The organism is Niastella caeni (assembly GCF_004834005.1).
GTDB lineage: Bacteria > Bacteroidota > Bacteroidia > Chitinophagales > Chitinophagaceae > Niastella > Niastella caeni.
The window spans coordinates 754850-768602 of record NZ_STFF01000003.1 but is presented as its reverse complement, the minus strand read 5'-3'; the positions used below and the strand labels follow the sequence as shown (position 1 = coordinate 768602).

The window sequence follows — 13753 nt, the reverse complement described above, 5'->3', positions numbered from 1 at the left end:
CCTTGTCTTCACCATTCACGCCAATATAGTTTACAATTCGGCTAACCATATACGCACAGTCGATTTAATAAATTAGTTACTTCATAGTCACTTCTTTTTATTAAAAACGACTGCTATATGAAACATCAACACTTATCCACGTGTATCGTTATGATATACGCTAAACGGTTCGGCTTAACCGCTGCTTTTCTTCTCTTATTAATTGCTAAAAATCAATTACGCGCCCAGGTTAAATTAAGCGCTTCCAGTTCAGGCTCCGCTTACAGCCAGATCTCCGCAAAAGGGTTCGGCAATGAAAACCCCGATTGTAAACACACTTCTTTTGGTCCGCATGTAACTGTAACAAACGATGGCACCCTGGGAAAATATGTTTTTGTATTTCATAGTCATATAGATGCCGATGACGATCGCTGCACCAACGATGACCGCGTACGCATGGAGATCAAAGGCGGGTCGGGGTCAGGCGGCGTTATGCAGCACACGAGCGGACAAACAGCTTATTATCGCTGGAAGTTCAAGCTGGATGCCGGGTTTAAACCTTCGAGCCGGTTCACGCATATCTTCCAGATCAAAGCGTATGGCGGCGACGACGGCGCGCCGCTGATCACCATTACGCCACGGGCCGGTTCACCGGAGAAAATGCAGATCATTCATAGTTCGGGAGAGGGCAGTGGCTCCCTGGGCACGGTAACACAGGTAAACCTGGCGCCATTTAAAGGCACCTGGGTGGAGGCGTATGTAAAATACAAAAGCAGTGAAGGCAGTGCCGGCACTGTAGAGATCACACTGAAGCGCATGAGCGATGGCGCTACACTGTTATCTTACAGCAAAACCGGTATCGATATGTGGCGCTCCGGTGCGGAATATAACCGTGGTAAATGGGGCGTTTACAGGGGCAAGGATGACGTGCTGCGCGATGAACAGGTACGCTTTGACGATTTCTGTATCTCGGAAAGCAGCGCCAGCCAATGCCCGGCCACAGCAGGTACTTTGCGTACAGCCCGCAGTGAACAAGGACAGGAAATCGTTGATAATAATATCGCCAGCAACGAAACAGGATTGAGCAGTTTCCCTAATCCATTGCAACAACAAAACACCATTACGTTTTTCCTGGAGAGGCCGGCTCATACCAACCTGGCCGTATTAGACATAACCGGAAAGCAGGTAGCTGTGCTGGTAAATGGTACGCTACAGGCAGGCAATCACAAAGCGCTGTTTAATGCAAATAAACTGGCAGCTGGCGTTTACACTTTAAAGCTGGTATATAACGGTAAGGTTGTTACGAGAAAATTAGTGAAAGAGTAGAATAAAAGGGAGTGGTAAGTAGCGAGTAGCGAGTGGGATGGGCAAGTTTTTAGTTCTTAGTTATTGAGTTTGTTAGTTTTTGCCGGTAAGTTTCGGCTAGTAGTAAAAGACGAGCAGAAGCCCTGCTAGCTATTTACTACTAGCCACTAGCTAATTAAAACATTATTGGTAAAAATTATTTGTGTTAAAATAGTTTATTCACTGGTTAATAAAGCAGACGTTTTCAGTTGATGAAATCCGTTACTTCATATACATTACGATTAATCAATAAAACCTGTCACATGAAAAAAGAAAACTCACCTGAGTATATCGGTAATATATACTCCTGCTACTAGCGCTTTCCGTAAATTGACTGTCCCTGCTATTCATGTTTATTTTTCCCCATTTTGTAATTGCGGTGCGATTTATGCAACAGCATCCGGCAGTTATAGTTCATCACCTTCTTCACAAATGGTTCAGGAATACGCAGGGAAATTATCGTCATTTCTATGTGTGATCAATTCTTTTATAATTGCACACGGGTTCTTCCCTTATGACCAGTGCTGCAATTAGGGTATTGGTTACCGTACATCAACATTATTTCCATCTAAATTCCTGGTCAATGTAACAGGCGGCTACATCCTGCCCGGGATGCCTGCATGCCTTTGGTTTGACCGCAAACAACCAAAACAATGAAAAAACAGCTTTACTCATTGCTTTTACTGTTCTATGTACTACCCGCCACACTAAAAGCAGCCACTGTTACTGTATCTTCTTTATCTGCCTTGCAAACAGCCATTAATAATGCGGCCCCCGGCGATATTATCATTTTAACCAATGGCGTATATACAGCCAGTGCAGATATCACTGTGAACAAACAGGGTACGGCGTCGCAACCCATCACCATCCAGGCGCAATCCATTGGCGGCGCTGAAATAACAGGCTCCAATGGTTTTAATATTGTAAGCCCGGCGAGGTATATCATTATCAAAGGATTCAAATTTACCCACAGCGCTTCCCAGGCCACTATGGCCAGCGGTACCAGTTTTTGCCGATGGACGCGCAATATTTTTCAAACACCCGGTGCAGGGGAGAACCTGCTGCTCAATGGCAACGATCACGAGGTAGATTACAATACCTTTCAACACAAGAATGCCCTGGGGCGTTTTATTGCCGTGCGCGGCTCGGGTAGCCAGGTGGCGCAACGCCTGCACATCCATCACAACTACTTTCTCGATCAGCAACCCCAGTCGGGTAACGGCGCCGAAACAGTGCAGTTCGGCTTAAGCGGTTACAGCCTTTCTTCCAGCAACAGCATTATAGAGCATAATCTTTTTGAAGAATGTGAAGGTGAGAATGAAATGATCTCTATAAAAGCCTCTGCGGTTACCATTCGCTATAATACCATTCGTAATTGCCCGGCGCAATTTACCCTGCGGCATGGGAACTGGTGCGTGGTGTATGGTAATTATTTTATCAATACACCCGGCATTCGCATCTTTGGCGATGACCATGTAATTTTTAGCAATCACTTCGAAAATTGTAATCCTGCCATCAACATTGGCAATGGCGATGGCGAAGTAGCCAATGGCGATGCGTTAACGGTGCACGACCGGCCCGATCGAGTATTGATTGCTTTCAACACGTTGGTCAATAATTCTTCCAATTACACCCAGGCAGGACGTACCAATGGCTTAGGCGCCACTAATACCAGGTTTGTCAATAATATTATACAGGGCGGGGGCGCTGCCGCATCCATTGCTGGTCCGTACACCGGTGCTGTATGGTCGGGCAATATTATTTACAACACCAATGGGGCGGGTTCAATGCCTTCAGGCGGTTATACAAACGTAAATCCCCTGCTGGCCCGTAATGGCACCGGCACTTTTCATCTGCAGTCGGGAAGCCCGGCCATTGGCGCGGCCACCGGTACGTATTCAGCCGTTACGGTTGATATGGATGGACAAAGCCGTACTTCTCCATTAGATGTAGGCGCCGATGAAACTTCCGGCGCGCCGGTGATTGCGCAAATACTTTCCACATCAATGGTGGGCCATAATGGAGGCAATACAACAGAATGCCTGCCTGTAGTTGCCAGCGCCGATGATGGCAATGTGCCTGCCAATGTACTCGATAATGACCTCAATACCCGCTGGTCGGCTAACGGCGACGGGCAATGGATCCAGTTTTGTTTGAGCAGTGCCGCTACCGTAAGTGGTGTACAGATCGCTTTTTACAATGGCGCCTCCCGTACATCCACGTTTGATATCTTAACCAGTACCGATGGCTCAAACTGGTCAACGGCCGCTGCAGGCCGTGTTAGCAGTGGTACCGGTACAAGCCTCGAAACCTTCACCTTCACTGCGCGAACGGCAAAATATGTTCGCATTGTAGGGCATGGCAACAGCGTAAACGCCTGGAACAGTTATACGGAAGTGCGGGTCCAAAGCAGCTCATCAATTGCAGCCCGGGTAATGCAGGAAACGCTGACCTCAAAAACAACCCTGGCCAGCTATCCCAATCCTTTTAATAAATCAGGCACTGTTACTTACTATCTCGAAAAAGATGGCCACATACAGTTGAGCCTACATGACGTTACGGGGCGTCAGGTACAAGTGCTGGTGAATGGAAATTTTTCTGCCGGCCAACATCGTATCACCTTCAATGCGCCGCACCTGGCAGCCGGTACCTACCTGCTGAAACTGGTGTATAATGGAAAGAATACCACAAAAATGATAGTGAAAGAATAAAGGCTCCTTTTTAGCTAATCTTTAAAAACGCTATATGAATCCCAACAATACCAACCTGGCACGCAGGTTACTGCATACAGTTTTTTGTATCACCATACTGTCAACATTATCTTTCATTGCCCACGCGCAATTAGGCAGCGGCTGGGTGCAATATTCACCTACCAAAAAGATTCACCTCGATAATGAAGATGGACTGCAAACTTTTAACTGGACATCTTATAAGTCTGTTTGCAGCCCCATTTGTGCCGATTACAGCTATGCCAGTAGTACGGAAACGGAAACTTTTCGCCTGTTAGACAATCGGACCAACCGCTCTGAGATCAGGTTGCAAAATGAATACTCCAGCGGAAGCCGCCAGTTTGAAGGCTATGTAACTTTCTATTCGCCCCTGAATGATGAAAGCCTGATGCAGATCTTCGGCAGTACAAGTGGCGCTACCCAACTGATGATCCGGGGATACGCCGCCAGTGGGGGATCGATTCGGGGGGGAGGGCAAACCCTGGCTACGAACGTATATGGAAAAGAAGTACGCGTAAACGTTATACATCTTCAGGAAAATGCAGGCAATAAGATCGTGATCTATATTAATGGGGTGAAAAAGGCGGAGATTGCCGATAATGAGTCAGTAACCAATTACCATAAATACGGTAATTATGGTACACTCACTACCGATGAAGCCGTTGTAAAATGGAGAAGGGTGCGCCATTTCAGGGATGGCCGCGCACCCTCGGCTGCTGCCGTAACCGCCCGCGCCGAAACCGTTCCTGCCGATGAGTCACCTGCCAGTGGTTATAATATCAGGGTATATCCCAATCCCGTTGCTGGTAAGCAGGCTGTTATCAGGTATACATTGCCGAAGCCGGCCTCCGTGCGCATTGCTATGTATAATATCAACGGTCAGGTGGAAGAGATTGTAAACAGGCAGCAACAGGCCGGCGAACAAACCGTTTACTGGAACACGGCCAACAAACCTGCAGGAACCTATATTACAAGAATAACAATAGGAAGTGAAACCATGAGTGTGAAAGTTACCGTAAAAAGGTAGACGTTGTCGTGAAACGTGAACTATCTATTATTAAACCTAAATATTATCCAATGAAAAGAGTTACATTCCTATTTGTATGCATCATCGCGGGTTTGCTGCTGGCAGCGAGCCGGCACGCGCAGGCACAAACGCCGGTAGCGAAGAATGGGCAACTGCGCGTGATCGGAACAAAATTATGTAATCAGTTTGGCAATCCCATTCAGTTACGTGGCATGAGCACCCACGGCATCCAGTGGTATGGGTGGGGAAGTTGTTTGACCGAAGCTTCGCTCGATGCCCTCGCGAATGACTGGGGCGCAGACGTACTGCGAATTTCCCTGTATGTACAGGAAGGCGGTTATGAAACCGATCCTGCAGGTTTTACCGCACAGGTAAACCGGTTGATCGAAGAGGCTACCGAACGTGGCATGTATGCCTTGGTAGACTGGCATCAGTTGACGCCGGGTGATCCCAACTACAATCTTTCGAGAGCAAAGACATTCTTCTCGGCTATTGCCAACACGCACAAGAATAAGAACAACATCATCTACGACATCTGTAATGAACCTAACTCAGGTGCTACCTGGGCAAAGATCAAAACTTATGCAGACCAGATGATCCCGCACATCCGTGCTATTGATGGCGATGCCGTGATCCTTGTGGGTACACACGGATGGAGCACCTTTGGCCTATCAGGTGATGGTTCCTTGCAGGACGTCATCAACAATCCGCTGCAGTTCCCGAACGTGATGTACACCTTTCATTTCTATGCGAGGGATCACCGTACACCGTATCTGAACCAACTGAATGCGGCGTCTAATGCACTGCCTGTATTTGTGACTGAGTTTGGTACACAGGAAGCCAGTGGTGATGGTGCGAATGACTTCACCATGGCACAGCAGTTCATTGATCTGATGCGCACAAAAAAGATTAGTTGGACCAACTGGAACTACTCTGACGACTTCCGTTCCGGCGCCGTATGGACAACCGGTACCTGTTCAAATGGCCCATGGACAACCGCCCGGTTAAAACCGGCCGGCGCCTGGATCCGCGAACGCATGAAGACTCCTGCTGATGATTTCCCTGGCGGTACACCCGCTTGTGAACCGGTTACTGCCAGCGGCAACGATGGCAACGTGCCGGCCAATGTGCTGGATAATAATCTCAACACACGTTGGTCTGCCAACGGCGATGGACAGTGGATACAATTCTGTTTAAGCAGTGCTGCCAGCGTATCTGGTGTACAGATCGCCTTTTACAATGGCAATACGCGTACTTCCCGGTTCGATGTGCTGACTGGTAATGATGGACAGAACTGGACTACGGCTGCAACCGGACTGGTTAGCAGTGGCACTTCGCTCAACCTGCAAACCTTCTCCTTCGCGGCCCGCACCGCCAAATACGTTCGCATTGTTGGGCATGGCAATAGTGTAAATGCCTGGAACAGCTATACAGAAGTGAAGATCCAGACCGGCACCGTGGTCACATCGTTAATGGAGCGGTCTATGGCACCGGTGGCCACAGCCGGTACTACGCTCAGTAGTTATCCCAATCCGTTCCGGGAAACCAATACCATTGTTTTCTCGCTGGAACAATCGGGCCATGCTTACTTATCTGTGTATGATATTACCGGTAAAGAAGTAACTGTGCTCGTGAATGGCAACCTGTCGGCCGGAAGCCACAGAACGACCTTTGAACCAGGTCGCCTGCCTGCCGGATTGTACACGCTGAAGCTGGTGCATAATGGCAGGGTGATAACCACAAAACTGGTGAGAGAATAGAGAACACATAGCGGAAAAATGACATCTGTGAGCCATCCGCAGCAAACGGATGGCTCTTTTTTTATCAGCATAGCCCCATTGACATCAGGGAATTATAGCAGAATTGTTATTGTTGACCGCATTCACAATCCATCCCCATCCTGCTTCGTTATATATAGGAAACTGGGTCTTATAACAAACTGTTGTTATATTTACGGCATGAAACCTATCTTCCTGATAATTATTGTTTTGGCGAGCTTGTTTACACAGGGGCAGCAGGGAAATGTTGCGTCTAAGGTGTTTGCCTGGAATGATTTGATCGTTGCAAAGGATTCCAGTACCTATTACATGAAAATGGCCCATGGGCCCACCGCTACCCTGGCCGACCTGGAAATGCTGGTGGTAGAGCTTGATCCGGGCAAAAGTCCGCATCCTGCACTGGCTCATCCTGATGTAGAAGAACTGATCATTGTGAAGGAAGGTAATTTAAAAGTGGTGACAAAAAGCAACTCTACCATCATTGGTGCGGGTGGTGTTGCGCTCATTATGCCGGGCGATGCACATACGTTCGAAAATACCGGCAAGGTGCTGACCGTGTATTATGTGATCCGGTTCAAAACGAAAACGCCCATAAATATAGAACGCGGTAACCAGGCAGGCGGCTCTTTTGCCGGCGACTGGGATAACTGGTCGGTGCAGGAAAACGACAAAGGCGAAAGACGCGCCGTATTCGATCGCTTTACCGCCCTGTTCCAGAAAATGGAACTGCATGTAACCTCTCTTAATCCCGGACAGGTTAGCCATAATCCGCATAAACATCCGCAGGAAGAGATCATCCTGGTTAGAAAAGGAACAGCCCTGGTACTGCTGGGCGATGCTGCCCAGAAAGCCGCTCCCGGCGACCTGATCTTCTTTTCATCAGGTACACAACATGCACTTAAGAATTCCGGCACTACACCGCTGGAATATTTTGCTTTGCAATTTCAATAGTTTCTTGTTTCTGGTTTATGGTTTATGGTTGCTTCGCATGGCGGAACGCCTTAAATCAAATAGTTTCTTGTTTATAGTTTATGGTTTATGGTTGCTTCTCATGGCGGAGCGCCTTAAATCAATAGTTTCTTGTTTATAGTTTCTTGTTTATGGTTTATGGTTTATGGTTGCTTCGCATGTTTTGGCCCACTGTAAAACCTGAAAAACTCCGAAAGGCTTGCCTTGAGCTTTTATGGAATGTCGCGAGGCTTAGAATTTAAATAACCACAAACTACAAACCTCAAACCACAAACTCCTACAATATCTTGCAACCCCCAACGGGTAATTTGCGTCTTGCTGCCTATTAAGCTATTCTAACAATAAATTCATTAATATATCCCTCTTGATTTTTAATGCTGAAAATGATATTGTTCTCCTTAATTTTAAGACCTCTCATTCAACCAATTTAATAATGCCGATATGAAAAATTCTCGTCGCCGGTTTATTCAACAAACCACTATGGCCGGAGCTGGTTTATTAGTTGCAAAGGCCGGATTTTCTGCTCAAAGTTATAGAAGGATCTTAGGGTCTAACGACAGGGTACGGGTAGGGGTAGTTGGTTATTCAGACCGCCACCGCGCTTCGCACATGCCTTGTTTTATGAACCACTACAAGGAGCTGAATTTCGATATTGTTGCAGTATCTGATATCTGGAACAAAAGAAGGGAAGAAGGCGCTGCCCAATGGAAAGAAAAAATGGGGCACGATATTGTAGCCTGCCGTAATAATGAAGAATTATATAGCAGGAAACTGGTTGATGCCGTATTCATCAGTACGGCCGATTTTCAACATGCCCTGCACGCCATAGAAGCCGTAAAAGCCGGTTGCGATGCTTATGTTGAAAAACCATTCGCCGAAACCATGGAAGATAACCGCGCTGCCCTGAAAGCCATTAAGGCAACCGACAGGATCGTGCAGATCGGTTCGCAACGCAGAAGCGGTTCTAACTACCATGCCGCTGATGAATATATAAAATCGGGCAAGTTTGGGCCAATTACCATGGTTGAACTTACCTGGAATGTAAACCAGCCGGGACGCTGGCGCCGGCCTGCGTTGTTACAACAAATAAAAGAAGCGGATACAGATTGGAAGCGTTTTATTATGAACCGCCCGTATGAAGGGTTCGATCCGCGCAAATATCTTGAGTACCGATTGTTCTGGCCTTATTCGTCCGGATTGCCCGGTCAATGGATGAGCCACCAGATCGACACGGTGCATTGGTTCAGCGGCCTTGCGCATCCGCGCAGCGTAGTTGCCAATGGCGGTATTTATATGTGGAAGGATGGCAGAAAGAACTGGGATACCATCACCGCTGTATTCGATTACGGTCCGCTCAATGATCCTTCAACCGGTTTTCAGGTGGTGTTTGGCAGCCGCATGCACAATGGAGATGAAAAGCCATCTGAAGTATATTTTTCCAATGGCGGCGAACTGAACCTCATTACAAATACGGTGTCGCCCAAAGGCGGCCTCTCAAAAAGATTCGCCGATGATATGGGCATGCAACCCAACCTGCTGGCCGAGCAAACGCTTTCACACACAGAAGCCGTTATTGCCAGCGCCAATACCGGTGGCGATAAACTAACCAGCAACCACGTACGCAACTGGATGGAATGCATCCGCAGCCGTAAGCAACCCAATGCGCCGGTGGAAGCAGGGTATAACCATTCCATTGCCTGCATTATGACCACTGCGGCCGCCCGCACTGGCCTGAAAGCTACTTTCGATGAAAAAACACAGGAAGTAATGGTGGGTGGTAAACCGTTTAAATATTAAGTTTGATGGCTTGATGGTTTAATGGCTAATCGTTCAACGGGTCAACCATCAGGCAGGTTCAACCATCAGGCAATCCAAAATAAAACCTTTTATGAAACAGATTTTCCTTTGGGCAATTGGTTCTTTTCTTGTTTCAATATCCTACGCCCAGAAAAAAGAAACGGTAAAGTTTGTGAAAGAAAAAGACCATAATACGATCAGTGTATTTGTGGGCTCAAAGCTATTCACCAATTTTATTTTTCCCGATACATTGGCCAAGCCGGTCCTGTACCCGATCTTTTCCGCCAATGGCGCCATGGTAACCCGGGGGTATCCCATTCATACAATGCCCGGTGACCCTACAGATCATCCGCATCACCTGGGTTTATGGTTCAATTTTGAAAATGTGAACGGGCTCGATTTCTGGAATAATTCTTTTGCTATTCCTAAAGAAAAAAGAGGCATGTACGGCTGGATCAAAACAGACCGTATTCTTAAAACCGAAGATGGCGCTAAAGGCGTTTTGGCCTATCATGCCAACTGGACCAACCAGAAGAACGATGTATTGCTGGAAGAAACCACGCAGTATGAGATCAGCGGAACAGAGACCCAACGCATCATTGATCGCATTACCGTGTTAAAAGCAAATACCGATGTGTTGTTCACCGATGCAAAAGATGGTTTGCTGGGCATTCGCGTAGCGCATGAATTACAGATCTCCAATAAGAAAGATCAGTTGTATACTGATGATAAAGGCATTGTGACCATCGTAAAAGGCAATACCGACGCCATTGCCACCGGTAATTATATCACCAGCGCCGGTAAGGAAGGCGATAACGCCTGGAGCACGCGGGCTGTCTGGTGCAAGATGTATGGCAAAATGAAAAACGATTCCATCAGCATTGCTATCATCGATCATCCCGGTAACATCAACTATCCCACTTACTGGCATGCCAGGGGATATGGATTATTCGCCGCCAATCCGCTCGGCGAAAAAATATTTACCAATGGAAAGTCGGCCAAAAACCTGCAATTGAAGAAAGGGGAGAGCGTGCGTTTTGTATTTCGCGTAGTAATTGATCAGGGAGCGGTAACCATTTCCGCAGATCAATTGAATAAGCTGGCTGATGAATTTGCCAGAATAAAAATAAAAGACATCGGAAAGTAACAGCTAATTTTTTGTTATAATGATCAGCGGAAACAGGCAACTCATTGTAAGATGGGTTGCCTGTTTTTTTTGCGTTCTATGCAAATTTTTATCAGCAACCTGATCAGGGCTAAGAAAATTGGCTGAAGCCCGTTGAGCCTCATTTTTAGCATGTTCGGGCACAACAATTTCTGCTATGGTATTGAATAAAATTGTAAATTTAATTAGATCGCCTTTTTGGATAGATCGCGATTAACTGCGCTAATTCTATTACCCTGTTTTTGTCCGGTAATTCTTTAAAAAAGAATGCCCTTCAACCTGTTCCTGAACCTGCGTCTCGTGTTATCTGGTACCTGATTACTTCTTATTACATTAATTTATTAAGCTGGCTTCTTCTTTTATGGAGTGGAGTTGGTAAAAAGTATGATATGCGTGTACATTCCAAAGCGAAACGGAGTAAAATGCCTGTGCAGGGAAATGCAAACAACCCGGTGTTAAATGCGGTATTCAATGCCCTCGATGTTGGTGTCCTGATCGTGGACCATGAAGGTTATTTCGTTGATATGAATGATAGTTATTGCCGGATGATCGGGTACGAACGCAGGGAATTGGTAGGTAAACATTTTTTAACGGTTGTGCCGGAAGTACAACGCGATTTTACCGTGAAAAATTTCAAAGATGTCATGACGTCTTCTTCTTCCAGCCGAACGCTCACTGAATTTCCTATACAACGAAAAGATGGTCACATTTTCGGGGCCAATTGCAGCGTGACAGTAATTAATAACCCTGATGGCTTTCGGAATATTGTGGTTTGCATAACAGATATTTCAGAGATCAATAAATACAAGCACCTGCTCGAAGAAACCGAACTGGCAGCGGGCATTGGGGGCTGGCAACTGGATGTGCAAACCAACAGTTTGTCATGCACGGAAGGTATGTATAAGCTGCTGGAGATACCCAGGAACAAAAAGATCACCTGGTACGATATGCTTACTTTCGTTGGCAAGGAAGCATACCAGCAATTCAAGTGGGCCGTGCACCAGGCCATTCAAAAAGGTACGCCGTTCAATATTGACCTGAATTGCTGTAAAGATTACTCTTCTAAAAAATGGATAAGGGCCATTGGCTGGCCCGAACTGGCCCTCAATAAAACCATTCAGTTATTTGGCACCTTTCAGGATATTACCCAACATAAGCAGGCTGAGGAATTGATCTACCTGGGCCAGGCAAAGTACAGGGCCATTGTCAACAGCAGTTTATATGCTTTTATATTAGGGGTTCCCGATGGCACCATCCTCGAAGCCAATACGAAAGCCTGCGAGTTGTTTGGTTATACCGAGGAAGAATTTAAAAAGATAGGCCGGCAGGGTCTGGTATTACAGACCGCAGAGTTTATGCGGCTGATGGAAGAACGGAATAAAAAAGGATTTGTACAGGGGGAAATGATCGGTATAAAAAAGAATGGTGAACAAATTCCCTGTGAATTTTCATCGATTTGTTTCAAAGACCTGAATGGGCAAGACCGCATGAGTACCATCATTCGGGATATTACGGCCAAGAAAAGAGCCGAAGAAGAATTGAAAAAGCTCTCGCTTATTGCCCGCGAAACATTGAGCCCCATTGTGATCACTGATCTGGATAGACGAATACAATGGGTAAATGCGGCATTTACGCGGGTTATGGAATATACATTGAAAGAAGTGTACGGCAAACGGCCCGAAGATTTTTTATATGGTAAAGAAACAGACAAAGATGCCATTAGGGCTTTACAGGAAAATAAAAGGGCAGGCCGCACCTTCGATAGTGAAATGCTGCTATATACCAAGTCGGGTAAAAAGGTGTGGATCACCATGCAGGCACAACCGCAATTTGATAGTCATGGAAGACTAAGCGGCTATTTTGCTATCGGGATCGACAGTACAGAGCGGAAAAAATCGGAAGAACTGATGCTGCGCAACCAGAAATTATTACTGCAGGCAGAGCGGCTGGCATCGTTGGGCAGTTGGGAAATAGACCTTAAAACCGGCGCTACCATGTGGTCTGATGAATTGTTCCGCATTTTTGGGCTTGAACCGAATAATTTTTCACCTACCTGGGAACAGCGATTGGAAGTGATCCATCCCGATGACCTGGAATATGTTTTAGGCCGTATCCAGGATGCCATAGACAATAAACAAAGTTTTGATCTTGAATTCAGATGCCGGCGGCCCGATGGTTCTATTCGCATTATTCATTCCCAGGGCGAGTTGATAAAAAATAATTTGGGTGAACCGGTGAAACTGATCGGTGCGGCACATGATATTACCAACCATAAACAGGCCGAGGAAAAATTGCGCCTGCAGGAAGCCCGCATGCTGGAAGAAAAAGTGAACAGTCAGCGGCAAATGGCCCGAAGCACAATCAATACACAGGAAAAAGAAAGGTCGGATATAGGAAAGGAACTTCATGATAATGTGAACCAGATCCTGGCTTCGGCCAAATTGTTCCTGTCGTCGCCGTTCATTGAAGGTGATGAACGGGAGAAGTTTACCAATAAAGCGGCGGAACATATCCATATGGCCATAGAAGAGATCCGCAAACTGTCGAAATCACTGGTATCACCCAGCGCTGCCGACCTGGGTATCATTGAAACCATCAATGACATGATCGGGGATATAAAGTTGGCGCAGAAGATTGAGGTAAGCTTTAATTATGCCGGGTTCGATGAATCAAAACTCGATAGTGGGTTAAAGTTGACCATTTACCGCATTGTGCAGGAGCAGATGAATAATATCCTGAAATATGCCAATGCCAGTAAAATAGGGATCACCCTGAAAGGGCAGGGCAAAAAACTGATGCTCTCCATCACCGATAATGGCAGAGGGTTCGATCCGGTTTTGAAACGCAAGGGTATTGGGTTGAACAATATCATCAACCGCGCCGATGTATTTAATGGCAAGGTTGACATAAAAACCGCTCCCGGCGAGGGGTGTGTGTTGAAAGTGGTGTTTGAGAAATAATACCC

At 46.4% G+C, this 13753-nt stretch carries 8 protein-coding genes; all 8 read left to right on the top strand.

Features of this window, described 5'->3' with window-relative positions; translation table 11 throughout:
- Positions 1 to 117 precede the first annotated feature (117 nt).
- Positions 118 to 1305 (top strand): T9SS type A sorting domain-containing protein, encoded by a 1188-nt coding sequence (locus FAM09_RS14310; RefSeq protein WP_136577797.1) that lies wholly within the window; start codon positions 118 to 120, stop codon positions 1303 to 1305.
- A gap of 671 nt (positions 1306 to 1976) precedes the next feature.
- Complete coding sequence (locus tag FAM09_RS14305) at positions 1977 to 4034, top strand: chondroitinase-B domain-containing protein (protein ID WP_136577796.1); 2058 nt, start codon at positions 1977 to 1979, stop codon at positions 4032 to 4034.
- 34 nt (positions 4035 to 4068) lie between these two features.
- Entirely contained in the window at positions 4069 to 5079 is a 1011-nt protein-coding gene (locus FAM09_RS14300; protein ID WP_136577795.1) for a T9SS type A sorting domain-containing protein, read from the top strand.
- A 50-nt stretch (positions 5080 to 5129) separates the two neighbouring features.
- Positions 5130 to 6839, top strand: coding sequence for a cellulase family glycosylhydrolase (locus FAM09_RS14295; protein ID WP_136577794.1), 1710 nt, complete (start codon positions 5130 to 5132; stop codon positions 6837 to 6839).
- Positions 6840 to 7037: 198 nt separating this feature from the next.
- On the top strand, positions 7038 to 7808 hold the full coding sequence (locus tag FAM09_RS14290) for a cupin domain-containing protein (RefSeq protein WP_166437143.1): 771 nt from the start codon (positions 7038 to 7040) through the stop codon (positions 7806 to 7808).
- Positions 7809 to 8267: 459 nt separating this feature from the next.
- On the top strand, positions 8268 to 9623 hold the full coding sequence (locus tag FAM09_RS14285; RefSeq protein WP_136577792.1) for a Gfo/Idh/MocA family protein: 1356 nt from the start codon (positions 8268 to 8270) through the stop codon (positions 9621 to 9623).
- 91 nt (positions 9624 to 9714) lie between these two features.
- Complete coding sequence (locus FAM09_RS14280; protein ID WP_136577791.1) at positions 9715 to 10770, top strand: DUF6807 domain-containing protein; 1056 nt, start codon at positions 9715 to 9717, stop codon at positions 10768 to 10770.
- Between the two features lie 407 nt (positions 10771 to 11177).
- A complete protein-coding gene (locus FAM09_RS14275) occupies positions 11178 to 13748 on the top strand; it encodes a sensor histidine kinase (protein ID WP_136577790.1) in 2571 nt (856 codons plus the stop codon).
- Positions 13749 to 13753 lie beyond the last annotated feature (5 nt).

Bases quoted from the DNA above. Each gene is read 5' to 3' on its own strand.
- FAM09_RS14310 (WP_136577797.1), top strand. From the start codon at position 118: ATGAAACATCAACACTTATCCACGTGTATCGTTATGATATACGCTAAA.
- FAM09_RS14305 (WP_136577796.1), top strand. From the start codon at position 1,977: ATGAAAAAACAGCTTTACTCATTGCTTTTACTGTTCTATGTACTACCC.
- FAM09_RS14300 (WP_136577795.1), top strand. From the start codon at position 4,069: ATGAATCCCAACAATACCAACCTGGCACGCAGGTTACTGCATACAGTT.
- FAM09_RS14295 (WP_136577794.1), top strand. From the start codon at position 5,130: ATGAAAAGAGTTACATTCCTATTTGTATGCATCATCGCGGGTTTGCTG.
- FAM09_RS14290 (WP_166437143.1), top strand. From the start codon at position 7,038: ATGAAACCTATCTTCCTGATAATTATTGTTTTGGCGAGCTTGTTTACA.
- FAM09_RS14285 (WP_136577792.1), top strand. From the start codon at position 8,268: ATGAAAAATTCTCGTCGCCGGTTTATTCAACAAACCACTATGGCCGGA.
- FAM09_RS14280 (WP_136577791.1), top strand. From the start codon at position 9,715: ATGAAACAGATTTTCCTTTGGGCAATTGGTTCTTTTCTTGTTTCAATA.
- FAM09_RS14275 (WP_136577790.1), top strand. From the start codon at position 11,178: ATGCGTGTACATTCCAAAGCGAAACGGAGTAAAATGCCTGTGCAGGGA.